The sequence below is a fragment of the Streptomyces sp. T028 genome (genome assembly GCF_048159505.1).
In the GTDB taxonomy this organism is placed as follows: domain Bacteria; phylum Actinomycetota; class Actinomycetes; order Streptomycetales; family Streptomycetaceae; genus Streptomyces.
The window spans coordinates 143,949-168,072 of record NZ_JBLRVZ010000057.1 but is presented as its reverse complement, the minus strand read 5'-3'; the positions used below and the strand labels follow the sequence as shown (position 1 = coordinate 168,072).

Here is a 24,124-nt window from a genome sequence, read left to right as displayed (position 1 = left end):
TGGGTTTCTGCCGACACTAGGAATCGGTCCGGTGAGCGGGCGGAAAGTCGAAGAGTTCCGCGGGGTTGTCGACCATCAGCCGCCTGAGATGTGCCGGATCGGGCGCTATGTGCTCCACGAGGTCGACGAGCAGGCCGTCGTCGGGGGCTTCGCCGGTGATGTTGACGTGCGGATAGTCGGTTCCCCATACGACCCGCTCCGGGGCGTACGCCACCAGGGAGGCGGCCAGCGCCACCGCGTCGGCGTACGGCGGCCCCTGCCGGGAGACCCGGTCGACACCACTGACCTTCACCCACACGTTCCCGCTGTCGAGCAGGGCACGCAGACTGCGCAGCGCCGGGCTGTCGTGGCCGGCCGCCAGGTCGACGCGTCCGATGTGGTCGACGACCACCCTGCCGGGGAGGGCACGCACGAGGTCTTCCAGAACGGCGATCTCCGCGCCCCTGACGTGGAGTTGGGCGGCCCAGCCGAGGCCCTCGACGCGTTCCAGCACCGCGTCGATCTCGTCACGGGTGGGCGGAGTGCGCAGATGCGGCAGGAAGTTGAGCCGGAATCCGCGTACGCCGGCCCGGTGCAGCTCCTCGATCTCGGCCCGGGTACTGCGCTCGCCGATCAGTGCCACGCCCCGCAACCGGCCCTCACCGGCGCGCAGGGCGTCCAGCAGGACGGCGTGGTCGTAGCCGTGGCAGGACGACTGCACGATCACCGCGCGGCTGATGCCCAAGTGAGCGTGCAGGGCCCGCAGTTGTTCCTTGGGCGCGTCCAGGGGCGTGAAGGTGCGGTCCGGGGCGTAGGGGAAGACGTCGGCGGGCCCGAGGATGTGGCAGTGGGCGTCGCAGCTGTCCCCGGGGAGTGCCAGGGACGGGGTCCGGGGGGAGGGGTGCGGCGGGGGGCATCCCGGGGAGGGCACCAACTCCGTTTCGTGGACGGCGTGTTCAGTCACAGCGCGCCGTCATTCCACCGTCGACGACGATCTCCGTGCCGGTGACGAAGCGCGCCTCCTCGGAGGCGAGGAAGAGCGCCGCGTACGCCGTGTCGCGGCCGTCACCCATGAAGCCGAGCGGGATCCGTGCCTGCCGCTGGGCGAGCAGCTTCTCCACGTCGCCGCCCGCGCGCTGACGAGCGAGCCGCGCCTCCACCATCGGCGTGTGCAACTGACCGGGCACGACGGTGTTCACGCGGATGCCGTCCGGCGCGTACTCCACGGCGGTGACCCGGGAGAGCTGGATGACCGCGGCCTTGGCCGCCGCGTACCCCACCTGTGCGGCGCCGGTCCAGCGCAGCCCGGACGCGGAGGCGGTGTTGACGATGGCGCCGCCGCCTGCGCGCCGCATGGCGGGCACGGCGTACTTGCAGGCGAGGAAGGCACTGGTGAGGTTGGTGCGCAGCTGGTTGTCCCAGTCCTCCAGGCTGAGCTCGACCGCACCGCCGGGCCGCGAGCCGCCGACGTTGTTGACGAGCACGTCGATGCGGCCCGCCAGCCGCTCGCACTCCGCGAAGTAGCCCTGGACGGCCTCGGCTTCGGTGACATCCAGGACCGCCGTGTGCGCGGTACCGCCCTCCTCGCGGATCTGCCGCGCGGTGGCCTCCAGGGACTCCTTGTCCCGGTCGGCCAGGAAGACGGTGGCGCCCTCGCGGGCGAAGATCACCGCCGTGGCACGGCCGTTGCCCCACCCCGGCCCCACACTGCCGGCCCCGCCGATGACGGCGATCCGGCCCGCGAGACGGCCGAGCCGTGGTCCGGGCAGGTCGTCGGACAGGTCTTGAGTCATGGATGCTCCTCGCTCGAAGGGCTAAACTGTCGACAGTTCTAACCAAGTGTCGACACGAAGTAAACATCTACGACTCTGATGCGAAGTTAATACCCATAGTGTCGACAGGTCATATGCATGACAGGGACAGGAACCCCGAAGGAGGCCCATGGACAAGCCACTGGACGAGCCACTGGACAAGCCGCCCGTGTTCACGCCCGAGGAGATCGCCCGCTTCCGCGCGGAGCTGGCGGCGCGGCGCGCCCCCGGCGCCCACGAGCCCGGCCGCTGGTCGGTGAGCCCGCTCAACCGCCGTACGGACGTGGTGGGTTCCCTGCCCGCGTCGGTGCGACTACGGGACGCGACCCTGCGCTCGGTGGAGACACTGCCCGGAGTCGTCGCGACCGCCGAGGCGAAGGAGGCGTTCCTGCGCGGGCTCGTGGCCGTCGGGGTGGCCGAGGTCGTCACGGCCGGGCTCGGTGGCCGGACCGACGCGGCGCTCAAGGGCGAGGTCGAGCTGGTCAAGGAGGCGAACGCGCGGTGCCGGGTGGTGTGCCCGCTGATGCGTTCCCCGCAGGACGTCGACCGCGCGGCCGCCGCCGGCTACGACGCCGTACAGGTGTGGGTGCAGGCGTTCGGCGAGACCTCGCTGCTCTACCAGCCGCAGGCGTACGCCCGGGCCTGGCGCGGCGAGGAGTGGCGCACCGAGGACACCCCGCGCGACCGGGCGGCCGTACTGGCCCGTGCCGCACGGCTCGTCTCGTACGCCCGTGAGCGCGGCCTCGAGGTGATCGTGCCGCTGCTGATGGTGTCGTACGCGACCGAGGAGAGCCACGAGGAGTCGGTCACCGCACTGGCCGCCGCCGGCGCGAGCGAGCTCACCCTGTTCGACGGGCCGGGCGCGATGAGCCCCGAGGCGTACGCGCACCTGGTCCGACTCACCCGTACCCTCGCCCCCGAGGCGGAGGTCGGCCTCCACCCGCACAACACGTTCGGCCTGGCGGTCGCCTGCGCGGTGTCCGCCGTCCGCGCGGGCGCCACCGCCGTCGAACTGTCGGTCAACGGCTACTGCGGCGGCCCCGGCAACGCCGACCTGGCGGCGACGGCTCTCGCCTTCGAGGCGCTGTACGGGGTGCGCACGGGCATCAGGACCGATCGCCTCACCGAACTCGCCCGTATGGGTGAGAAGTTGACTGGTTATCACACGGCCTGGAACCATCCCGTCACCGGCAGCCACGCCTTCTGCTGGGGCGGACTGGACTTCATCACGCAGGAGACGGAGATCGACCCGCTCCTGCACAACTGCGTGGAGCCCGCCCTGGTCGGCAACGCCCGCCGGGTCCCCTTCACTCCCGACAGCGGCCCGTACACCCTCGCCGACAAACTGGCGGCGCGGGGCATCGCGCTCGACCGGGCCCAGTTGGACGACGTACTCGACCGGGCCCGCGGACGGATGGCGCACGAGGGCCGGCTGCTCACGGACGCCGAACTGGCCCTGCTGGCCGAGGAGGTGCGGTGAACCCGCGTCTACGGCTGCTCCCTCCGGCAGAACTCGACGCGGAGCAGCGGAAGTTGTACGAGGAGATCACCGGCGGTCCGCGCGCCGCCGGGCCACAGCATTTCGCGCTCGCCGACGACGAGGGATGCCTGCTGGGCCCGTTCAACGCCATGCTGCTCAGCCCCGCTCTCGGGCGCTCGCTCCAGGAGTTGGGTGCCGCCATCCGCTACCGGACGGAACTCACCTCGCGCATCCGTGAGATCGCGATCCTCGTCGTGGCGCAGGCCTGGGACAGCGCGTTCGAACGGCACGCCCACGAACGCGTCGGCGCCGCGGCGGGCCTGACCGGGGCCGAGCTGCTGGCGCTGCGCTCGGGCGGGGATCCGGGGCTGTCCGACCCGGCGGAGCGGGCCGCCTGGACGTTCACCCGCGCGCTCACCGCCCGCTCCGGCACCCTCGACGAGCAGGAGTACGCCACCGCCCGCGCCGCCCTCGGTGAACGCACCCTCTTCGAACTGTCGACACTGGTCGGCTACTACAGCACGCTCGCCGTTCAGCTGCGCGTTTTCGCCGTACCGGCCCCGCCACCCTGAGAATCGCCACCTTGTTTGAACCCCCGGCACACCTCTAGCCTGAGTTTGTGCCGCCAATAAACAAAACCCGAACGCACAGTGCCGTGCCGGGTCGCACCCTCACCCGCCTCCGGATCGTCCTCACCGCCTTCTTCGCCCTCGACGGCTTCGTCTTCGCCGGCTGGGTCGTCCGCATCCCCGCCATCAAGGAGCAGACCGACGCCACCGCGGGCACCCTTGGCCTCGCCCTGCTCGGCGTCTCCGCCGGAGCAGTGATCACCATGACCCTGACCGGGCGTCTCTGCCGCCGCTACGGCAGCCATCCGGTCACGGTCGCGTGTGCCGTCCTGCTCTCCCTCGGCGTCATGCTGCCCCCGCTCACCCACTCCGCCCTCACCCTAGGCCTCGTGCTCCTCGTGTTCGGCAGCGCGTACGGGGGGATCAACGTCGCCTTCAACAGCGCCGCCGTCGATCTGGTCGCGGCCCTGCGCAGGCCGATCATGCCCACCTTCCACGCGGCGTTCAGCCTGGGCGGCATGCTGGGCGCCGGGCTGGGCGCGCTGGTCGCCGGGTCGCTCTCCCCCACCCTCCATCTGCTCGGGCTCGGGATCATCGGCCTGGTCGTGACGGCGACGGCGGGACCGGCCCTGCTGCGCCTGACACCGCCGACGGCTGCGGGGGCACACGCGGTCGCAGGGCCGCATACGCCTGCGGGCTCGGGCACGGCCGCCGCCGCGCGTACGCCCGCAGGGGCGCCGTCCCCGACGGAACACCGCATGTCCACGGAGCCGCCTGCCACCGTGGAGCCGGGCACGTCGGCGGAGCCGCCCGCGTCCGAGAGGCCGGCGATCCCCACGACACTGCCGCGGCCCTCCCCGGAGTCGGCGGCCGCCCGCCGGCCCGACACCCGCACCCCCGACACCCGCACCCCCGACCCCCGCACGCGCCGTCTCGTCCTCGTCTTCGGCCTCATCGCGCTGTGCACGGCCTACGGTGAGGGGGCCCTCGCCGACTGGGGCGCGCTGCATCTGCGGCAGGACCTGGGCTCCTCGGCCGGGGCCGCCGCGATCGGCTACTCGTGTTTCGCGCTGGCGATGACCGTCGGCCGACTGACCGGCACCACCCTGCTCGAACGGCTCGGCCGCACCCGTACGGTGGTGGCCGGCGGTGCCGTCGCGGCGGCCGGGATGCTGCTCGGCTCACTCGCCCCTGCGCTGTGGGCGGCACTGCTGGGCTATCTGATCGCGGGGCTCGGCCTGGCCAACCTCTTCCCGGTGGCCGTCGAACGCGCGGGCGCCCTGGCCGGCCCCGGCGGGGTCGCCACCGCCTCCACCCTGGGCTACGGCGGCATGCTCCTCGGACCGCCCGCCATCGGGTTCATGGCCGAGTGGATCTCCCTGCCCGCCGCCCTGACGAGCGTGGCCGTCCTGGCCGGACTGGCCGCGCTGATCGGCTTCGGCACACGACGGGTGGCGTGAGCAGGCCGCACGGCAGGCGACAGGGCAGCAAGAAGGCCGCGTAGAAATCCGGGTGTTGGACCGCACTCCATCCGGCAGACTCACCCCCATGGAGACTGCCGAGTTCATCCGCGTCCTCGACCGCGAGGGGCGTTCGCTGGCCGACGCGGCGGCCGGGGCGGGCACCGACGCCAAGGTGCCCACCTGCCCGGGCTGGCAGGTCAGGGACCTGCTGCGGCACACGGGCATGGTCCATCGGTGGGCGGGGTCGTTCGTGGCGGAGGGGCACACGACGTACCACCCCGTCGAGGGCGAGCCGGACCTCGACGGTCCCGAGCTGCTGGACTGGTTCCGGGACGGGCACCGCCGGCTGGTCGACACCCTTGTCGCCGCGCCGCCCGATGTGGCGTGCTGGCACTTCCTGCCCGCCCCGTCGCCGCTGGCGTTCTGGGCCAGACGGCAGGCGCACGAGACGGCCGTCCACCGCGTGGACGCCGAGTCGGCGTGGGGCCGCACACCGCAGGAGAGCGCGCGAAGTCTTCCCGCCGCCTTCGCCGCCGACGGCATCGACGAGCTGCTGAGCGGCTTCCACGCCCGCCCCAAGAGCAGGCTGCGCACCGAGGAACCCCGGGTGCTGCGGCTGCGGGCGACGGATCTCGAGGAGGGCGCCGTGTGGACCGTACGACTGTCTCCGGAGCCGCCCGTGACGGAGCGGACCGCCGACGGCGACGCGGACTGCGAGATCACCGGAACGGCGGCGCAGCTCCACCTGGCGCTGTGGAACCGGGGCCCGTTCCCCGCCGTCACCGGGGACGCGGCGCTCACCACTCTGTGGCGAGAGAAGTCCGCAGTCACCTGGGGCCAGCGCCCCGGGCGCTAAGGGCAGCGCCCCAAGGGGCGCGGGGCCGTGTCGACATGCGGCGCCGCCGCGTGGGCGCGACCGGCCACGCCGTGAGTGTGCTGCTGCGTTTCTCCAGGGCGCGGCTCAGCCCAGCCAGCCCGGTCGCACCAGGCCCGACTCGTAGGCCAGGACGACCAGTTGGGCGCGGTCACGGACGCCCAGTTTCACCATCGTGCGGCTGACATGGGTCTTGGCGGTGAGGGGGCTGACGACCAGGCGGCGGGCGATCTCCTCGTTGGACAGGCCGATGCCGACCAGGGCCATCACCTCGCGTTCGCGTTCCGTGAGCCGGCTCAACTCGTCGGCTGCCGCGGGCTCCTTGGAGCGGGCGGCGAACTCGGCGATGAGCCGACGTGTCACGCCCGGCGAGAGCAGTGCGTCACCGGCCACCACCGCCCTCACCGCGCGCAGGAGTTCATCGGGTTCGGTGTCCTTGACGAGGAAGCCGGAGGCCCCGGACCGGATCGCTTCGAAGACGTACTCGTCGAGCTCGAAGGTGGTCAGCATGACCACCCGGACGCCCGCGAGCGCCTCGTCCCCGGTGATACGGCGGGTGGCGGCCAGCCCGTCCAGCAGCGGCATGCGGATGTCCATCAGGACGACGTCCGGGCGCAGCTCGCGGACCACGCGCACCGCCTCCTCGCCGTCGGCGGCCTCCCCGCACACCTCGATGTCCGGCTGCGCGTCGAGCAGCGCCCCGAATCCCGCCCGGACCAGGGACTGGTCGTCGGCGAGCAGTACGCGGATCACTGATCCTCCCCGCCCTCGTCCGTCGTCGCCCGCACCGTCGACTTCACCGGCAGTACGGCGAGCACCCGGAAGCCGCCGTCGGCACGCGGCCCCGCCTCGATCGTGCCACCCAGCGCCGCCGCCCGCTCCCGCATCCCGGCGAGACCGTTGCCGCTGCCGCCCGCGTCAGCGCCGGTCGGCGGTCCGTCGTCGTCGATACGCAGCCGTAGCGTCCCGCTCTCCTCGTCGAGCCGTACACGCGCGTGCCGCGAACCGGAGTGACGTACGACGTTGGTGAGGGCCTCCTGGACGATACGGAAGGCGGCGAGATCGGTGCCGGGCGACAACCGGGGCCGCTCCCCCGCCACCTCGACCGTGAGTCCCGCGCGTGCCGCCTGCTCGACCAGTTCGGGGAGCCGGTCCAGGCCGGGCGCCGGGGCGCGCGGCGCGTCTCCGGGCGTACGGAGGGAGTCGAGCACCTGACGCACCTCGCCGAGCGCTTCCTTGCTCGCGGACTTGATGGTGGTGAGCGCGGTGCGCGCCTGTTCCGGGTCGGCGTCGAGCAGGGCGAGGCCGACGCCGGCCTGGATGGTGATGACGGAGAGGCTGTGCGCGAGGACGTCGTGCAGTTCGCGGGCGATCCGCAGCCGTTCCTCGTCGGCGCGCCGCCGGGCGGCCTGCGCGCGCTCGGCCCGGTCCCGGGCCCACTGCTCGCGCCGGGCCCGGGCCAGCTCCGCGATCGCCACGATCGCGACGACCCAGCCGGTGACCACGATCTCCTGCCCGAAGGACGCCGGCGCGTCCCCGGACGGCGGCAGCCAGCGGTACAACCAGTGCGCGACCAGCAGATGTACGGCCCACAGCAGCCCGAGCGCGGTCCAGGCGGCCTTGCGGTGCCCGGCGACGACGGCGGAGAAGCAGGCCACGGCCACCGTGAGGAAGACCGGGCCGTACGGATAGCCCGCCCCCAGATAGAGCGCGACCGCGACCGCCGTACCGAACACGACGGGCACCGGATACCGTCGCCGCCACAGCAGGAGCGCGCAGGCGACGAGCAGCAGGACGCGGGCGAAGGGGCCGAGCTCGGCCCGCTCGTCCTGCTGCATGCGTGCGGCGAAGGTCGAGCCGACGAAGACGAAGACGGTCAACAGCAGGGTGGACCGCCACGGCCAGCGGTCGCCGTCCGGTCCCTCACCGGCCCACCGGCGCGACCACGGCGGCCCGTGTCCCCGCCACCGTCCAGGGCCACCGCCCCCGCGCACCTGCTCTACGTCCATGTCCGCCACGCTAGACGTGCCGGCCGGCGCCGGACGTCCGCCGGGCGAGGTGATCAGCCGTACTCCCCTGGAAGTAGGACCGGTCCCGCCGCCCCCACGAGTACGACGTGCAACGCGTGGTCGCCGAGACGGTCGCCGACTGGCCGGCCGAGGACCGTAACGCCCTGGCCCGGCTGCTGACCCGCTTCGTCCGGGACTTCACCGAACCGACCGGACACCCGAGCCCACCCGCCGGACCGGACGGCCCGCACGAGCGCTAGCGCAGCCCCACCCCGTGCGCCAGCCGCGTCACCGCGTACCGGAAGAACGGCTCGCGCTCCTCCACCATCCGGTTGAACTGGCCGAACAGCTCGAAGCCGACCAGTCCGTAGAGCTGCGCCCAGGCCGCGACCAGCGCCGCGACCGCTCCCGGTGGCAGGTCGGGGGCGAGGTCGCCCGCCATGCGCACGGCCTCCGGAACGAGTTCGTCCGTGAGCAGCGGCACCTCCAGGACCCGCGTCTGATGCGCTTCCCGGACGATGCCGATGAGGAGAAGCCCGACGCGGGACGCGGCCGGCACGGTGGTCCGGGGAGCGCTGTATCCGGGGACGGGTGTGCCGTAGATCAGCGCGTACTCGTGCGGATGCGTCTGCGCCCAGCCGCGCACCGCCTCGCACACCGCGACCCAGCGCCGGACCGGCTCCGCCCCGGCGACGGCGGCGTGCGCCGCTTCCGCCCGCTCGCCGAGGGAGTCGTACGCATCGATGATGAGTGCGGTGAGCAGGTCGTCGCGGCTCGGGAAGTAGCGGTAGAGCGCGGAGGAGACCATGCCCAGCTCGCGCGCCACGGCCCGCAGCGAGAGCTTGGCCGCGCCGTCTGCGGCCAGTTGTCTGCGCGCCTCCTCCTTGATGGCGGCGGTGACTTCGATCCGGGCGCGGGCGCGAGCCCCCTGGGTGGTGTTGCTGCTCATGCACGCCAGTGTTCCACGGAGCGGATCGGTGCACACATTCGAGAGCAGCGCAAAAGTTCGAGAGCACCGCTCTTGCATTGGATCGCCGATCTCCGGCACACTCGAATCAAGCGAGAGCACCGCTCTCTCCGTGACTGGGGGTCACCGATGTCGTCGCAGCCGTACTACCTCAAGGGCAGCCCGCTCAACGTCCGTTTCAACAGTGTCGTCGGCTGGCTGGCCCGGCACGGGCTGAGCCTCATGGGCTCGGCGGAGATGTCCGTGCGGGGCCGCAAGAGCGGGCAGATGCAGCGCATCCCGGTCAACCCGCACACGTACGAGGGCACCCAGTTCCTGGTCTCGGCGCGCGGGCACTCCCAGTGGGTGCGCAACATGCGGGTGGCCGGCGGTGGGGAGCTGCGGGTGGGGCGCGGGGTACGGACGTTCACCGCGGTGGAGCTCCCCGACGAGGAGAAGCTCCCGGTCCTGCGGACCTACCTGGAGAAGTGGGGCTGGGAGGTCAACCAGTACTTCAACGGCGTCACGGCGAAGTCCACGGACGAGGAGTTGGTGGCGGCGGCCCCCGACCACCCGGTGTTCCGGATCACGGTCGAGGGCTGACGACCACGGGCGGACGGCTCGGCCCGGCGGCCGACCGTGTTCGAACGCCGCGCCCGGCCGGGAGCCTCAGGAGTCCTCGGTCTCGGTCTCGGTCTCCGCTGCCGGTGCCGCGACCGGCTCCTGCTGTCTGCGGTCCATCAAGGTCAGCGCGCGCTGGGCCATCGGATGCGTACGGACGAGCTCGCCGAGGGTCGTACGGCCGCGGGTGATGTCGGCGAACGCGCGCCAGGCCGGGCGGAAGCCGGTGAGGGCCGCGTGGAACAGGCCGGGGCGGCGCTCGAAGGCGGTGAGGAGCCGCTTGCCGACGGCCATCTCCACGCCGAGGCCCGCCTTGACCGCGAACGCGTAGTTCAGGGCCTGACGGCGGGTGTCCACCGCGTCGTGCGCCTCCGCGATGCGGACCGCCCACTCACCCGCGAGCCGGCCCGAGCGCAGCGCGAAGGAGATGCCCTCGCGGGTCCACGGCTCCAGCAGGCCCGCCGCGTCGCCGCAGACCAGCACCCGCCCGCGCGAGAGCGGCGAGTCGTCGGCGCGGCAGCGCGTGAGGTGGCCGGAGGAGATGCTCGGCTCGAAGCCGGCCAGGCCGAGCCGTCCGATGAAGTCCTCCAGATACCGCTTGGTGGCGGCGCCCTCGCCGCGCGCGGAGATCACGCCGACCGTCAGCGTGTCCCCCTTGGGGAACACCCAGCCGTAGCTGCCGGGCATCGGGCCCCAGTCGATGAGGACGCGGCCCTTCCAGTCCTCGGCGACCGTGTCCGGCACCGGGATCTCCGCCTCCAGGCCGAGGTCGACCTGGCCGAGCTTCACGCCGACGTGCGCCCCTATGCGGCTGGCGCTGCCGTCCGCGCCCACCACCGCACGCGCCAGCAGGGTCTCACCGCCCTGCAGGACGACCGCGACCGTGCGCCGGTCGGGCACCGCCGAGCCGTGCTGCTCGACGCGGGTGACCGTGACGCCCGTCCGCAGTTCGGCGCCCGCCTTCTGGGCGTGCTCGACCAGTTGCTGGTCGAACTCGGGCCGGTTGATCAGCCCGAACAGCATCTGCCGGGAACGGCGGGTGCGGGTGAAGCGGCCGTTGTTGGAGAAGGTCACCGCGTGCACCCGGTCGCGGAAGGGGAGTTCGAAGCCGGGGGGCAGCGCGTCCCGCGAAGGGCCGATGATGCCGCCGCCGCACGTCTTGTAGCGGGGCAGCTCCGCCTTCTCCAGCAACAGCACACGCCGTCCCGTGACCGCCGCCGCGTAGGCGGCCGAAGCCCCCGCGGGTCCCGCGCCCACCACGACGACGTCCCACACCTGCCGCACGTCGTCCGCTGAAGAGTTCTCGCTGCTCACGATGGTCTACTGCTCCCGGTCAAGCCGTCTGCCGCACCTGTCCCCCGCATCCTACGGCGGAGATCGTCACGACCCGATGACAGTCCGCTGTGGAAAGATCGGCGAGGTACGCGACCCCATCCCGGCAGCGCGTACGCTCGCACGGTCCCCCGAACGGACCAGTGCCACCCTGTACAACGTCGCACCCACAAGGAGCGTGCCCATGTCGTCGAATCCGGTCGCCGAGACCGTCGCCTCGCTGATGCCCAGGGCGAAGGAGGAGCTCACCGAGCTGGTGGCCTTCAAGTCGGTGGCGGACTTCGACCAGTTCCCCCGCAGTGAGAGCGAGGCCGCCGCGGACTGGATCACGGCCGCGCTGCGCGCCGAGGGTTTCGAGGACGTGGCCGTGCTCGACACCCCCGACGGCACCCAGTCGGTGTACGGCCGGCTGCCCGGGCCCGAGGGCGCGCGGACCGTTCTGCTGTACGCGCACTACGACGTGCAGCCGCCGCTGGACGAGTCCGGCTGGACGACCCCGCCGTTCGAGCTCACCGAGCGCGACGGCCGCTGGTACGGACGCGGCACCGCCGACTGCAAGGGCGGCTTCATCATGCACCTGCTCGCGCTGCGCGCCCTGAAGGCGAACGGTGGCGTCCCGGTGCAGGTGAAGGTGATCGTGGAGGGCTCGGAGGAGCAGGGCACCGGTGGTCTGGAGCGGTACGCCGAGCAGCACCCGGAGCTGCTGACCGCCGACGCCGTCGTGATCGGCGACTCGGGCAACTTCCGCGTCGGCCTGCCCACGGCCACCTCCACCCTGCGCGGCATGACCATGCTGCGTGTGAAGATCGACACCCTTGAGGGCAACCTGCACTCGGGCCAGTTCGGCGGCGCGGCCCCCGACGCGCTCGGCGCCCTGATCCGCGTACTGGACTCGCTGCGGGCCGAGGACGGTTCGACGACGGTGGACGGGCTGACCGGTGACGCCGGGTGGCAGGGCCTGCAGTACGACGAGCAGCGGTTCCGTCAGGACGCCAAGGTGCTGGACGGCGTCGGGCTGATCGGCTCCGGCACGGTCGCCGACCGCATCTGGGCCCGGCCGGCCGTCACCGTCCTCGGCATCGACTGCCCGCCGGTCGTCGGCGCCACCCCGTCCGTGCAGGCGAGCGCCCGCGCGCTGATCAGCCTGCGGGTGCCGCCGGGCGTGGACGCGGCCGAGGCGACGAAGCTGCTCCAGGCGCACCTGGAGGCGCACACGCCGTGGGGCGCCCGGGTGAGCACCGAACAGATCGGTCAGGGCCAGCCGTTCAGCGCCGACACCACCAGCCCGGCGTACGCGGCGATGGCGGACGCGATGGCGGTCGCCTACCCGGGCCAGGAGATGCAGTACGCCGGTCAGGGCGGCTCCATCCCGCTGTGCAACACCCTCGCGGCCCTCTACCCGGCCGCGGAGATCCTCCTCATCGGGCTGAGCGAGCCGGAGGCCCAGATCCACGCGGTCAACGAGAGCGTGTCCCCGGAGGAGTTGGAGCGGCTGTCGGTGGCCGAGGCGCTGTTCCTGCGGAACTACGCGGCCGGATGAGCGGACAACTGCCGCCACGCTGACGGAAGATGGGTCCGTGCCGTCCAGCCGGATCGTCGCCCACCGCACCGTCGCCGCGTTCCTGGACCGGCTGGACGACGATGAGATCACCGCTCTCCTGGCCGGTGGAGTGCCGCTCGGGACGGGGATCGGCGGTCAGGTCCTGCGGGTCGAGATGGGCGGGCGGACCGTGTTCGTGAAGCGGATCCGGATGTCCGACGCCGAACTGCGGCCCGGGCGGCGGCAGTCCACGGCCGATCCGTTCGGGCTGCCGCCCGCCTGCCACTACGGCATCGGCAGCCCTGGGTTCGGCGGGTGGCGTGAGCTGGCCGTTCAGGTGATGACGACCCGCTGGGCACTGTCCGGGCGGTTCGCCGGATTCCCGCTGCTGCACCACTGGCGGCTGCTGCCCGACGAGCCGCGTCCGCTGCCGCCCGAACTGGCGGACGTGGAGCGGACGGTGGCGTACTGGGGCGGCGGCCGGGGGGTGCGCGAGCGGCTGGAGGGGCTGCGGGCGGCTACGACGGCCCTCACGCTGTTCCTGGAGTACGTCCCGGACACCCTCCACGGCTGGCTGGGCGCGCGGTTGCGCATCTCGGACGCGGCGGCGGACGCGGCGTGCGCGCTGGTGGACCGGGAGCTGTCGGCCCTCACGTCCTTCCTCCGCGAGCGCCGGCTCCTCCACTTCGACGCGCATTTCCACAACATCCTCACGGACGGGCGGCGGCTCTGCCTCACCGATTACGGACTCGCCGTCTCCGCCCGGTTCCGGCTCGGTCACGGAGAACGGGACTTCCTCGCCGTACACCAGGACTACGACCACGCCTACACCCGCTCCTACCTGGTGAAGTGGCTGGTCACCGACCTGTACGGGTATGTCGGCGAGGAGCGTGAGGCCTTTGTGCGTGCCTGTGCCGAGGGGCTGAGGCCGCAGGGGATCCCCGGGGGCGCGGCTGCACTGCTGCGCCGCCACGCCCCGGTCGCCGTCGTGATGGAGGAGTTCCAGCACCGGCTGGTGGAGGAGAGCCGGTCGACTCCGTTCCCGGCGCGAGAGGTGCGGCGTGCGCTCGGCCGAGGCGCGCTCAGCCGACCGGAACCCCGGCCTCCAGGTACAGGGCGGCGCCGCGCTCCCGGGCCCTCAGCGCCCAGCGCAGCCGCTCGTAGCGGACCGGCGGCAGAAGGTCCGCCGCCTCCGCCTCGGTGACGAATCGCCACCCGCGCAGTTCGGGGCCGGGCAGCAGCAGCCCCTCGACGGCCGCGGTGTCGAGCCGACCGCCGTCGAAGAGGAGGCGCAGTCCGCCGTAGCCGGGGGGCTTCGGCCGTTCCCAGTCGACGACGAGCAGCCGGGGGACCTCGTCCAGGTGGACGCCGGTCTCCTCCTCGACCTCGCGCATGCCGGCGCGGGCGGGCGCCTCGCCGGGCTCCACGACCCCGCCGGGGAACTCCCAGCCGGGTTTGTAGGTCGGGTCGACGAGCAGCACCCGGTCCTGCTCGTCGAAGAGCAGCACTCCGGAGGCGAGCGTCTCGCCGGTGGGTTCGGGGGTCTGCACGATGTCGCAGGCGGGCACGGCCCCGGTGCCGACCGCGTCGGCTATGCGGACGGCGGTCTCGTACGGGGTGAGGTGGCTGGTGTCGACGAGGTGGGCGTCCGCGGTGAGCCAGGAGGCGAGGGCGGCGCGGTAGGGCTCGATGTGGTCGTAGGACCACTGACGGACGCGTATCTCGCCGTCGGGGAGGTCGGGCGGGACCTCTCGACCGGCTATACGCCCGCGCAGGATCGTTTCCGCCGGAGCGAGGAGGACATGGCGGACCGGTATCCGGCGGGCGGCGAGACCACCGAAGATCTCGTCGCGGTACTCCTGGCGCAGCAGGGTCATGGGGACGACGAGGGTGCCGCCGACCTCGCCGAGGAGCGCGGCCGTGGTGTCGATCACGAGGCGTCGCCAGATCTGCAGGTCCTGGTAGTCGCCGACCTCGGCGAGGCACTTGGGCGGCAGCAGGTGCGGGAGCGCTCCGCCGATGACCTCGGGGTCGAAGAGCGTGCTGTTCGGGATCAGGTCGATCAGTTCCCGTGCGGTCGTGGTCTTGCCCGCACCGAACGCGCCGTTGATCCAAACGACGGTCACATGTCCCCCTCTTCTGTTGGCCCCCTGTGGCTTGCCCGCTCCACCCTGCCACGGAAACCACCTCCGGGAAGAGGGCGCACGAAGGCCGTGGCGCCGGTGCTCCCGCGAAGGGGCACCCGGCGCCACGGCCCGACGCGTCCGGCGTGCCGCGCCCGCCGTCAGCCGTTCTGACCCAGGGCGTCGTCGTCGATCGCCAGGCTGTCGCCGGCGATGGTGTGGTCGAGGCTGCCGACGGTGTCCCGGACGTTCAGGTCGTCGAGGNGGCCCCCCCCCCCCCCCCGCCCCGACGCGTCCGGCGTGCCGCGCCCGCCGTCAGCCGTTCTGACCCAGGGCGTCGTCGTCGATCGCCAGGCTGTCGCCGGCGATGGTGTGGTCGAGGCTGCCGACGGTGTCCCGGACGTTCAGGTCGTCGAGGTCCTCGGCGCCGACGCCGTGGGAGGGGGTGATGGCCGCGACGACGAACCCGGTGGCGAGGGAGGCGATGGCGAGCATGCTGCGCTTCTTCATGCCCACTCCAACGGCCGGACACGACAGAGGTCACGCCCCGACCGCTGTCGCCTCCTGCCGCACGGCCCGCCGTCACAGCCTGACGCATGGCAGGCCTGAACGTTCCTGCAGGGGCGGCCCCACACCCGCGGCTCTCACACCCGTACGGCCCCGGACCCCGCCAGCGCCGCCGCGGCCGCCCCCACCAGCCCCGCGTCCGTCCCCATCTGGGCCGGGACCACGGTCAGCCGCTGGACGAAGGAGAGCGTGGCGTAGTCGGCGAGGGAGCGGCGCAGGGGCGCGAAGAGGATGTCGCCGGCCTTGCCCACGCCCCCGCCGATCACCGCGATGTCTATCTCGACGAGGGTCGCGGTGGCGGCGATACCGGCGGCGAGGGCCTGGGCGGCGCGTTCGAAGGAGGCGACGGCCACCGGGTCGCCCGCGCGGGCGGCGGCGGCCACGGCGGCCGCGGAGGTGTCGCCGTCGGGGCCGGGCCGCCAGCCGTTCTCCAGGGCACGGCGGGCGATGTTGGGGCCGCTGGCGATGCGCTCCACACAGCCGCGCGCGCCGCACGGGCAGGTGTCGCCGTCGAGGTCGACGCAGATGTGGCCGATGTGACCGGCGTTGCCGGTGGGGCCGGGGTGAAGACGGCCCCCGAGGACCAGCCCTCCGCCCACGCCCGTCGAGACCACCATGCAGAGCGCGTTGTCATGGCCGCGAGCGGCGCCCTGCCAGTGTTCGGCCGCCGTGATCGCGACGCCGTCGCCGATCAGCTCGACCGGCAGGCCGCCGGTCGCGGCGCGGACGCGGTCGACGAGCGGGAAGTCGCGCCAGCCGGGCACGTTCACCGGGCTGACCGTGCCGGCGGAGGCGTCCACCGGGCCGGCGCTGCCGATGCCGACGGCGTACACGCGCGGCCACAGCGGTGAGGCCGTCAGTTCCTTCAGCACCTCCTCGACGGCCGCCATCACGGTGTCGCCGTCCTCCTGCGTGGGCGTGGGCCGCTGCGCGCGGACCAGGATCGTGCCGTCGCCGTCCACCAGTGCTCCGGCGATCTTGGTGCCGCCCATGTCGAGCGCGGCCACGAGGTCGGTCTGCATCAAAGTCTCGGTTCTCCCCGGTCAACCTTGGAAAAGGGGCCGGCCGGTCTGTGGTGGCGGACGTGGGCCGGAGTTTGTCGCTGTACAGTCTCTCCCGCATCTGACAACGTTGTCCAGGCTCTATGCTCGACGCCACATCCTCATACAAACGCAGGGACGTATCCACCCCGCCGGCATCATTTCCCGGATGTCGGCGCGGCGAGCCGTCCCGTGGACGACAGGAACAGGACACCGCATCGTGCCCGAGACGCCGCGCCGCCCCGACAGCCGTTACGGCAACCGTCCCACCATGAAGGATGTCGCGGCACGCGCCGGGGTAGGACTCAAGACCGTCTCCCGGGTGGTGAACGGCGAGCCGGGGGTCACCCCCGAGACGGAGCGGCGCGTCCAGGAGGCCATCGACGCGCTGGGCTTCCGCCGCAACGACAGCGCGCGCGTGCTCCGCAAGGGCCGCACGGCGAGCATCGGCCTGGTCCTGGAGGATCTCGCGGACCCGTTCTACGGCCCGCTCAGCCGCGCGGTGGAGGAGGTGGCCCGTGCCCACGGCGCGCTGCTGATCAACGGCTCCAGCGCCGAGGACCCGGACCGTGAGCAGGAGCTGGCGCTGGCGCTGTGCGCCCGGCGGGTGGACGGTCTCGTGGTGATCCCGGCCGGAGACGACCACCGCTATCTGGAGCCGGAGATCAAGGCGGGCGTGGCGACGGTGTTCGTGGACCGGCCGGCCGGTCAGATCGACGCGGACTGTGTGCTGTCGGACAACTTCGGCGGGGCCCGCGAGGGCGTGGCCCATCTCATCGCGCACGGGCACCGCAGGATCGGCTTCATCGGCGACATGCCGCGCATCCACACCGCCGCGGAACGCCTGCGCGGCTACCGGACGGCGATGGAGGACGCGGGGACAGACGTCGCGGACGCCTGGATCTCGCTGGGCACCACCGACCCGGAGCGGGTGCGCCGGGCGGCCGAGGAGATGCTGTCCGGCCCCGCGCCGGTCACGGCGGTCTTCACGGGCAACAACCGCGTGACGGTCACCGTGATCCGGGTCCTCGCGGAGCGGTCCCACCGGGTGGCGCTGGTGGCCTTCGACGACCTGGAGCTGGCCGATCTGCTGCAGCCGGGCGTGACCGTGGTCGCCCAGGACGCGGCGGCCCTCGGCCGGACGGCCGCCGAGCGGCTGTTCCGGCAGTTGGAGGGCACGCTCGTCGTCCCGGAGCGCATCGAACTGCCGACCCGGCTGATCACGCGCGGTTCGGGCGAGCTGCCGCCCGCGGGCTGAGGCAGACTGGGCACAGATGGACGAACGCCAGGAGCACCGCACGCTGGAGGCGCTGGGTCTGGCTCACGCGCCGCGCGACCATCCGCTCATCTACCCGGGTGTGTGGCCGGCCGGGTCGGGCCTGCTCGCCGGCGATCTGCTGCTGCCCCTGGACCGCCTCACGCATCCTGGCCGCAGCCCTGTCCTGGCCGTCGGCTCCAACGCCTCCCCCGCGCAACTGCGGTACAAGATGGCCGTATTGGGGATCACCTCCCCGATCCCGATGGTGCGCACCCGGGTGACCGGCATCGATGTCGGTGTCTCCGCGCACGTGAGCCGCCTGGGATACATGTCCGCCTCTCCGGTCGACTCCCCGGGCGTGGCACGGGAGTTGTTCGTCATCTGGCTGGACGAGGAGCAGCTCGCCGCCGTCGACGCGACAGAGCCGAACTACGACCGGGTGGCCCTGCCCGCACCCCGGTTCCGTGTCGAGCTGGAGAACGGCGAGACGCTCGACGGCGTGTTCTCGTACGTGAATCGGCACGGAGTCCTGCACAACGGCAGCGGCTCCCCGCGCAGTCACCCCGGCCAGCGCGCGATGATCGCCGAACTCCTCCTGGGATCACCGGCGTTGAGGCGGCTGTTCGGGGCGACTCCGGAGGAGTTCGTCGCCCGCGCCCGGGCCGACGTACGGCTCTGCGAGCGCGGTACGCGGTTGTTGGCGGAGGAGAGGCTGGTGACGAACTCCGGACTGGAGCACCTGCGGTGTGACGGCTGGGATAGGGGTGACCCGAGCGGGACACGGTAGCGGCGTGGCACTTGCGCCCAGGACAGGTCCTAGGCCGTCGGACTGTCCCGTCGAGGTGTCGCGAAGCCCTCCAGGGTCGTCCGGGTCAGCCCGGTCGCGTCGGTGACTTCGGCGAGGTCGAGGGCGCCGCAGTCAAGGCCGCGCAGCAGATGGCCGCTGAGGGCCTTCGCGGTGGCCGGTTCGTCCATCACGTCGCCGCCGGCCCGGTCGGCGTACCGGGCGAGGCGCTCGGCGGCCCGGGCGAACCCCTCGCGGTAGAAGGCGAAGACGGCCGCGTAGCGGGTGGGGATGTGGGCGGGGTGCATGTCCCAGCCCTGGTAGTAGGCGCGGGCCAGGGCGCGGCGGGTGAGGCCGTAGTGCAGCCGCCAGGCGTCGTGGACCTTCTCGGTCGGGCCGACGGGCAGGACGTTGGTGGAGCCGTCCGAGACGCGCACGCCGGTGCCGGCCGCGGCGACCTGCATGACCGCCTTGGCGTGGTCGGCGGCCGGGTGGTCACTGGCCTGGTAGGCGGCGGACACGCCGAGGCAGGCGCTGTAGTCGAAGGTGCCGTAGTGCAGGCCGGTGGCGCGGCCCTCGGCGGCCTGGATCATCCGGGCGACGGTCGCGGTGCCGTCGGTGGCGAGGATGGCCTGGCTGGTCTCGATCTGGATCTCGAAGCCGAGCCGGCCGGGTTCGAGGCCGCGTGCCTTCTCGAATGCCTCCAGGAGCCGCACCAGGGCGGTGACCTGTTCCGGGTAGGTGACCTTGGGCAGGGTCAGCACCAGGCCCTCGGGCAGGCCGCCGGCCGCCAGCAGGCCGGTGAGGAAGATGTCGAGGGTACGGATGCCCCGGTCGCGGACGGCGGCCTCCATGCACTTCATGCGGATGCCCATGTACGGGGCGGCCGTGCCCTTCGCGTACGCCTCGGCGACGAGCCGGGCGGCCCGGGCGGCCGCCTCGTCCTCCTCGGGGTCGGGGCGGGGTCCGTAGCCGTCCTCGAAGTCGATGCGCAGGTCTTCAATCGGCTCGCGCTCCAGTTTGGCCCGTACGCGCGCGTGGACGGGTCCGGCGAGTCCGTCGGACAGGCCGAGGCAGGCGGCGAAGGAGGCGGCGTCGGGGGCGTGTTCGTCGAGTGCGGCGAGGGCGCGGTCGCCCCAGGAGCGGATGGTGTCGGCGGCGAAGGCGTCGGCGGGTACGTAGACGGTGTGGACGGGCTGGCGGGTGCCGGGGTCACCGGGGTAGCGGCGTTCGAGTTCGGCGTCGACGGGGGCGAGGGAAGCACTGATCTCCTCGCTGACGGCGCCCGCGAGGCTCGTCGCCACCGTCTCCTGCTGGCCCTGGCCCATCCCATACCCTCCAGTTTTCCGCAGTACGGAATCAACAATCCGTAGAACGAAGCTATCCGTGGACGTTCCGGCGGGTCAACACCGTGTCCACGCCACGGTCGTCTCGCGCACACCTCTGTCGTCCTGTGTGATCACTCCCGCACCTTCAACCTCTTCCGCACAGACCCGCACACCTTCATCCTGGCTCACGAGGCGAGAGGGGACACATGACGGGCACCGCGGGGCCGACGCGGCGGACGGGACTGAGATCGATGGTCGCGGCAACCGTCGCGGTACCGCTGCTCGCCGCGGTCGGGGCCGCCGAGCCACGCCGGTCGCCCCCGGCGCCGGACCCGAAGCCGCGCCCCGTGCCCCCGCTGAGGATCATGACGTTCAACCTCCGGGTCCCGGTCGACCAGGACGGCAACAGCTGGGTCCACCGCCGCCCGGTGGTGCAGGCGCTGTTACGGAGGACCGCCCCACACGTCATGGGCACCCAGGAGGGCCAGTTCAAGCAGCTCCAGGCCGTCTGGGCCGACATGGGCCCGCACTACGACTGGATCGGCACCCCCGGCAGCGGCGACGAGGAGTCGGTGGCGGTCTACTACGACGTCCGCCGGCTCGAGCCCCTCGAACACGACGTCTTCCGCCTCTCCGACACGCCGACGGTACCGGGCTCCAACACCTGGGGCGCGGCCTTCCCCCGGCTGGTGACCCGGGTCCTCTTCCGCGACCGGCAGGGCACGGGACGGGAGTTCCACGTCCTCAACACCCACCTCGACCATCGCAGCAAGTACGCGCGCGTGCGGGCCGCCAGGATGATCGGCGAGCGGATCAGGGGGCTCGGCCCCTCCCGTCCGGTCCTGCTGACCGGCGACTTCAACGCCGTCGCCCACACCGACCAGGCGTACGGCACTCTGTTGGACTCCGGTCTCGTCGACACCTGGGACACGGCGCAGGAGAACGGCCCGGTGTTCGGGACGTTCAACGGCTGGAAGGCGCTCAAGCCCGACGGGGACCGCATCGACTGGATCCTGTCGACCCCGGACGTCACCGTCCACCGGGCGTGGGCCGACCCGTTCACCGTGAACGGCCGCTATCCGAGCGACCATCTGCCGGTGCTGGCGTCGGTGAGCCTGAAGTGAACGCCGAGGCCCCCGTGACCGCTGGGGTCACGGGGGCCTCGGGCGACTGCGCCGATCGGGTGATCAGCCCTTGCGGGCCTTGATCTCCTCGGTGAGCTGCGGGACGACGTCGAAGAGGTCGCCGACGATGCCGTAGTCGACGAGGTCGAAGATCGGGGCCTCGGCGTCCTTGTTGACGGCCACGATCGTCTTCGAGGTCTGCATGCCGGCGCGGTGCTGGATGGCGCCGGAGATGCCGTTGGCGATGTACAGCTGCGGCGAGACGGACTTGCCGGTCTGGCCGACCTGGTTGGTGTGCGGGTACCAGCCGGCGTCCACGGCGGCGCGGGAGGCGCCGACGGCCGCGCCGAGGGAGTCGGCGAGGGCCTCGATGATCGCGAAGTTCTCCGCGCCGTTGACGCCACGGCCACCGGAGACCACGATCGCGGCCTCGGTCAGCTCCGGACGCCCGGTCGACTCACGGGCCGTGCGGCCGGTGACCTTGGTACCGGTCGCCTGAGCGGAGAAGGACACCGCGAGCGCCTCGACCGCACCGGCGGCCGGGGCGGCCTCGACGGCCGCGCTGTTGGGCTTGACCGTGATGACCGGGGTGCCCTTGGCGACACGGGACTTGGTGGTGAAGGACGCGGCGAACACCGACTGGGTGGCCACCGGACCCTCGTCACCGGCCTCCAGGTCGACGGCGTCGGTGATGATGCCGGAGCCGATGCGCAGCGCCAGACGGGCGGCGATCTCCTTGCCCTCCGCGGAGGACGGGACCAGCACGGCGGCCGGGGAGACGGCGGCGACGGCGGCCTGCAGCGCGTCCACCTTCGGTACGACGAGGTAGTCGGCGTACTCGGACGCGTCGTGGGTGAGGACCTTGACGGCGCCGTGCTCGGCGAGCGCGGCGGCGGTGTTCTCGGCACCGGCGCCGAGCGCGACGGCGACGGGCTCGCCGATACGGCGGGCGAGGGTCAGCAGCTCGAGGGTCGGCTTGCGGACGGCACCGTCCACGTGGTCGACGTAGACGAGGACTTCAGCCATGGGATTGCTCTCCTGCGAAACGAAGTTGAGGGGCGGTCGGCGTGCGCGGGCCTTAGATGAACTTCTGGCTCGCGAGGAACTCGGCGAGCTGCTTGCCGCCCTCGCCCTCGTCCTTGACGATCGTGCCGGCGGTACGGGCCGGGCGCGCGGAGGCGTCCTCGACCTTGGTCCAGGCACCCTCCAGGCCGACCTCCTCCGCCTCGATGTCGAGGTCGGACAGGTCCCAGGCCTGAACCGGCTTCTTCTTGGCCGCCATGATGCCCTTGAAGGACGGGTAACGGGCCTCGCCCGACTGGTCGGTCACCGACACGACCGCCGGCAGGGAGGCCTCGAGCTGCTCGGAGGCGGCGTCGCCGTCGCGGCGGCCCTTGACCGTGCCGTCCTCGACGGTGACCTCGGACAGCAGGGTGACCTGCGGGACGCCCAGGCGCTCGGCGAGCAGGGCCGGGACGATACCGGCGGTGCCGTCGGTGGAGGCCATGCCGGAGATCACCAGGTCGTAGCCGGCCTTCTCGATCGCCTTGGCGAGCACCAGGGAGGTGCCGATGGCATCGGTGCCGTGCAGGTCGTCGTCCTCGACGTGGATCGCCTTGTCCGCGCCCATGGACAGCGCCTTGCGCAGGGCGTCCTTGGCGTCCTCGGGGCCCACCGTGAGAACGGTGATCTCCACGTCGTCGTCGGAGTTCTCGGAGATCTGCAGCGCCTGTTCGACGGCGTACTCGTCGAGCTCGGAGAGCAGACCGTCCATGTCGTCCCGGTCGACGGTCAGGTCATCGGCGAAGTGCCGGTCGCCAGTGGCGTCGGGCACGTACTTCACAGTGACAACGATCCTCAAGCTCACGCCGGCTCTCCTACTGCATCGTCAGTTCTCGGCTGCCTTCTTTCAGGCAGCATAGGCGCCACAAGCGGCCGATCCCGATCGGGGCGGCCCGCGCTCCGAACGAAATATTACTCGTCAGTACACCCAGTTCCCGCCCGCTGAGCAAGCGCTTTGGAGTGTGACCTCTGCAACGCAGCGTAACCGGAACCCGACGGCTTCGCAGGAGAGCCGGACAGTGATCAATCCCGCAGGGCGGTGAACCGGCCCTGGTGGTAGAGCAGCGGCCGGCCCGCGCCCGCCGGGTCGCCCAGGACGACCTCGGCCAGCACGATCCGGTGATCCCCGGCGGGGACGCGGGCGACGACCCGGCACACCAGCCAGGCGAGGACGTCGTCGAGGACGGGGACACCCTCGGGGCCCTCTCGCCAGGCGGTGGGCGCGCCGAAGCGGTCGGCGCCGCTGCGGGCGAAGGTGGCGGCCAGGTCCTGCTGGTGCTCGCCGAGCAGATGGACGCCCACGTGCTCCGCGCGGGATATCGCGGGCCAGCTGGAGGCGCCCGTGCCGATGCCGAAGGAGAGCATCGGGGGCTCCGCGGAGACGGAGGTGAGGGAGGTGGCGGTGAAACCGACCGGACCGGAGGCACCCGGAGCGGTGATCACGGCGACTCCGGCGGCGTGCCGCCGGAAGACCGAACGCAGGAGGTCGGGGGAGGCGAGCTGGGCGGTGCCGAGGTCGGGCGAGGCCGTCATGGAGTTGTCGTCCTTCTGGGGTGAGCGGCGGCGGGAGGGTCCGAGGGCTGTCAACGGCCCGGACAGCGCGCGCTCGCGGTACGGACGAGGTCGACGTGGACCCGTCCGTGGAGAAGGAGTTCCTGAGGCATGTGGTCAGGCTGACGACGGGTGGCGTGTCCAGTCAAGTACGTTCCGGAATCTGAAAGGTGCCTCACCCTCACCTGGTGGCAGGTCACACGGCCTCCCCCAGGGCCGCGATGACGTCGGCCCTGCGGGGCTGTCCGGTGGCGCGCCGGACGATCCGGCCGTCGGCGTCGAGGACCAGGACGGTCGGGGTCTTGAGGATGTCGAGCTCGCGTACGAGGTCCAGGTGCTCCTCGGCGTCGATCTCGATGTGGGAGACGCCGGGCACCATGCCGGCCACCTCGCCGAGGACCCGGCGGGTGGCCCGGCAGGGCGCGCAGAAGGCGCTGGAGAACTGCACGAGCGTGGCCCGCTCCCCCAGTTCGCCACCGAGCCGGTCGGCGCCGAGCCGCTTTCCGTCGTCGCGCCCGCGCACCCGCACCCTCCCGCTCCGCCGCTTCTGCAGCACTCCGTAGGCGCTCGCCGCCGCGAGCACCGCCACGCACACCATCAGTCCGGTCACCAACTGCTCCAGCGTTCATGAGACTGCAAGGATTCCCCGCACCAAGAATCGTT

At 72.3% G+C, this 24,124-nt stretch carries 24 protein-coding genes; 10 read left to right on the top strand and 14 right to left on the bottom strand.

From position 1 onward, the window contains the following. Window positions 1–16: 16 nt before the first annotated feature. Entirely contained in the window at window positions 17–943 is a 927-nt protein-coding gene (locus ACLZN2_RS43335; RefSeq protein ID WP_416985285.1) for an amidohydrolase family protein, read from the bottom strand. Continuing rightward, window positions 936–1,772, bottom strand: a complete 837-nt coding sequence (locus tag ACLZN2_RS43330; RefSeq protein ID WP_416985284.1) for an SDR family NAD(P)-dependent oxidoreductase — start codon at window positions 1,770–1,772, stop codon at window positions 936–938. Before ACLZN2_RS43330 ends, ACLZN2_RS43335 begins: the two co-directional genes overlap by 8 nt. A gap of 148 nt (window positions 1,773–1,920) precedes the next feature. Between ACLZN2_RS43330 and ACLZN2_RS43325 the strand changes: the two genes are divergently transcribed. The 4 genes from ACLZN2_RS43325 to ACLZN2_RS43310 all read left to right on the top strand — a co-directional run bounded on the left by ACLZN2_RS43325 (window position 1,921) and on the right by ACLZN2_RS43310 (window position 6,158). Then, window positions 1,921–3,270 (top strand): hypothetical protein, encoded by a 1,350-nt coding sequence (locus ACLZN2_RS43325; RefSeq protein ID WP_416985283.1) that lies wholly within the window; start codon window positions 1,921–1,923, stop codon window positions 3,268–3,270. Then, window positions 3,267–3,842: a carboxymuconolactone decarboxylase family protein gene (locus tag ACLZN2_RS43320; protein ID WP_416985282.1), complete on the top strand. Its 576-nt coding sequence runs from the start codon at window positions 3,267–3,269 to the stop codon at window positions 3,840–3,842. The genes ACLZN2_RS43325 and ACLZN2_RS43320 overlap by 4 nt, the downstream gene beginning before the upstream one ends. 83 nt (window positions 3,843–3,925) lie before the next feature. Continuing rightward, entirely contained in the window at window positions 3,926–5,299 is a 1,374-nt protein-coding gene (locus ACLZN2_RS43315) for an MFS transporter (protein ID WP_416985281.1), read from the top strand. Between the two features lie 88 nt (window positions 5,300–5,387). Beyond that, window positions 5,388–6,158 carry a maleylpyruvate isomerase family mycothiol-dependent enzyme gene (locus ACLZN2_RS43310; RefSeq protein ID WP_416985280.1) on the top strand — a complete coding sequence of 257 codons (771 nt, stop codon included), beginning with the start codon at window positions 5,388–5,390 and terminating at the stop codon, window positions 6,156–6,158. Window positions 6,159–6,263: 105 nt separating this feature from the next. On the opposite strand, the gene ACLZN2_RS43305 is transcribed toward ACLZN2_RS43310, so the two are convergent. Together ACLZN2_RS43305 and ACLZN2_RS43300 are read right to left on the bottom strand one after the other, a co-directional pair. Then, window positions 6,264–6,929: a response regulator gene (locus tag ACLZN2_RS43305; protein ID WP_416985279.1), complete on the bottom strand. Its 666-nt coding sequence runs from the start codon at window positions 6,927–6,929 to the stop codon at window positions 6,264–6,266. Further along, on the bottom strand, window positions 6,926–8,185 hold the full coding sequence (locus tag ACLZN2_RS43300; protein WP_416985278.1) for a sensor histidine kinase: 1,260 nt from the start codon (window positions 8,183–8,185) through the stop codon (window positions 6,926–6,928). Before ACLZN2_RS43300 ends, ACLZN2_RS43305 begins: the two co-directional genes overlap by 4 nt. Window positions 8,186–8,292: 107 nt before the next feature. Here ACLZN2_RS43300 and ACLZN2_RS43295 point away from each other — a divergent pair, with 107 nt between their 5' ends. Beyond that, a complete protein-coding gene (locus ACLZN2_RS43295) occupies window positions 8,293–8,445 on the top strand; it encodes a hypothetical protein (protein WP_416985277.1) in 153 nt (50 codons plus the stop codon). Here the strand turns inward: ACLZN2_RS43295 and ACLZN2_RS43290 are convergent. Further along, a complete protein-coding gene (locus ACLZN2_RS43290; protein ID WP_416985276.1) occupies window positions 8,442–9,134 on the bottom strand; it encodes a TetR/AcrR family transcriptional regulator in 693 nt (230 codons plus the stop codon). The genes ACLZN2_RS43295 and ACLZN2_RS43290 overlap by 4 nt on opposite strands. A 147-nt stretch (window positions 9,135–9,281) precedes the next feature. On the opposite strand from ACLZN2_RS43290, the gene ACLZN2_RS43285 reads away from it, so the two are divergent. Next, the gene (locus tag ACLZN2_RS43285; protein ID WP_416985275.1) at window positions 9,282–9,734 is read left to right on the top strand and encodes a nitroreductase/quinone reductase family protein; all 453 of its coding nucleotides are present in this window, start codon (window positions 9,282–9,284) and stop codon (window positions 9,732–9,734) included. A 66-nt stretch (window positions 9,735–9,800) separates the two neighbouring features. Here the strand turns inward: ACLZN2_RS43285 and ACLZN2_RS43280 are convergent, their stop codons facing one another. Continuing rightward, window positions 9,801–11,066, bottom strand: a complete 1,266-nt coding sequence (locus ACLZN2_RS43280) for a geranylgeranyl reductase family protein (RefSeq protein ID WP_416985274.1) — start codon at window positions 11,064–11,066, stop codon at window positions 9,801–9,803. 202 nt (window positions 11,067–11,268) lie between these two features. On the opposite strand from ACLZN2_RS43280, the gene ACLZN2_RS43275 reads away from it, so the two are divergent. Then, window positions 11,269–12,624, top strand: a complete 1,356-nt coding sequence (locus tag ACLZN2_RS43275) for a dipeptidase (protein WP_416985273.1) — start codon at window positions 11,269–11,271, stop codon at window positions 12,622–12,624. Window positions 12,625–13,706: 1,082 nt separating this feature from the next. On the opposite strand, the gene ACLZN2_RS43270 is transcribed toward ACLZN2_RS43275, so the two are convergent. The 3 genes from ACLZN2_RS43270 to ACLZN2_RS43260 form a co-directional block, all read right to left on the bottom strand. After that, window positions 13,707–14,750, bottom strand: a complete 1,044-nt coding sequence (locus ACLZN2_RS43270; protein WP_416985272.1) for an NUDIX hydrolase — start codon at window positions 14,748–14,750, stop codon at window positions 13,707–13,709. A gap of 312 nt (window positions 14,751–15,062) precedes the next feature. Continuing rightward, complete coding sequence (locus ACLZN2_RS43265) at window positions 15,063–15,257, bottom strand: hypothetical protein (RefSeq protein WP_416985271.1); 195 nt, start codon at window positions 15,255–15,257, stop codon at window positions 15,063–15,065. Window positions 15,258–15,391: 134 nt separating this feature from the next. Next, window positions 15,392–16,336 carry an ROK family protein gene (locus ACLZN2_RS43260; RefSeq protein WP_416985270.1) on the bottom strand — a complete coding sequence of 315 codons (945 nt, stop codon included), beginning with the start codon at window positions 16,334–16,336 and terminating at the stop codon, window positions 15,392–15,394. A gap of 238 nt (window positions 16,337–16,574) precedes the next feature. On the opposite strand from ACLZN2_RS43260, the gene ACLZN2_RS43255 reads away from it, so the two are divergent. Together ACLZN2_RS43255 and ACLZN2_RS43250 are read left to right on the top strand one after the other, a co-directional pair. Then, window positions 16,575–17,612 carry a LacI family DNA-binding transcriptional regulator gene (locus tag ACLZN2_RS43255; protein WP_416985269.1) on the top strand — a complete coding sequence of 346 codons (1,038 nt, stop codon included), beginning with the start codon at window positions 16,575–16,577 and terminating at the stop codon, window positions 17,610–17,612. A 16-nt stretch (window positions 17,613–17,628) separates the two neighbouring features. Beyond that, window positions 17,629–18,399: a hypothetical protein gene (locus tag ACLZN2_RS43250; protein WP_416985268.1), complete on the top strand. Its 771-nt coding sequence runs from the start codon at window positions 17,629–17,631 to the stop codon at window positions 18,397–18,399. Window positions 18,400–18,428: 29 nt separating this feature from the next. Here the strand turns inward: ACLZN2_RS43250 and ACLZN2_RS43245 are convergent, their stop codons facing one another. Then, entirely contained in the window at window positions 18,429–19,724 is a 1,296-nt protein-coding gene (locus ACLZN2_RS43245; protein ID WP_416985267.1) for a DUF6986 family protein, read from the bottom strand. Window positions 19,725–19,930: 206 nt separating this feature from the next. Here ACLZN2_RS43245 and ACLZN2_RS43240 point away from each other — a divergent pair, with 206 nt between their 5' ends. Next, window positions 19,931–20,848, top strand: coding sequence for an endonuclease/exonuclease/phosphatase family protein (locus ACLZN2_RS43240; RefSeq protein ID WP_416985266.1), 918 nt, complete (start codon window positions 19,931–19,933; stop codon window positions 20,846–20,848). Between the two features lie 63 nt (window positions 20,849–20,911). On the opposite strand, the gene ACLZN2_RS43235 is transcribed toward ACLZN2_RS43240, so the two are convergent. The 4 genes from ACLZN2_RS43235 to ACLZN2_RS43220 all read right to left on the bottom strand — a co-directional run bounded on the left by ACLZN2_RS43235 (window position 20,912) and on the right by ACLZN2_RS43220 (window position 24,071). Next, on the bottom strand, window positions 20,912–21,874 hold the full coding sequence (locus ACLZN2_RS43235; protein WP_416985265.1) for an electron transfer flavoprotein subunit alpha/FixB family protein: 963 nt from the start codon (window positions 21,872–21,874) through the stop codon (window positions 20,912–20,914). Between the two features lie 52 nt (window positions 21,875–21,926). Continuing rightward, window positions 21,927–22,715 (bottom strand): electron transfer flavoprotein subunit beta/FixA family protein, encoded by a 789-nt coding sequence (locus tag ACLZN2_RS43230; protein WP_416985264.1) that lies wholly within the window; start codon window positions 22,713–22,715, stop codon window positions 21,927–21,929. 218 nt (window positions 22,716–22,933) lie between these two features. After that, the gene (locus ACLZN2_RS43225) at window positions 22,934–23,443 is read right to left on the bottom strand and encodes a flavin reductase family protein (RefSeq protein WP_416985263.1); all 510 of its coding nucleotides are present in this window, start codon (window positions 23,441–23,443) and stop codon (window positions 22,934–22,936) included. A gap of 214 nt (window positions 23,444–23,657) precedes the next feature. Next, window positions 23,658–24,071 carry a TlpA family protein disulfide reductase gene (locus ACLZN2_RS43220; protein ID WP_416985262.1) on the bottom strand — a complete coding sequence of 138 codons (414 nt, stop codon included), beginning with the start codon at window positions 24,069–24,071 and terminating at the stop codon, window positions 23,658–23,660. Between the last annotated feature and the right edge of the window lie 53 nt (window positions 24,072–24,124).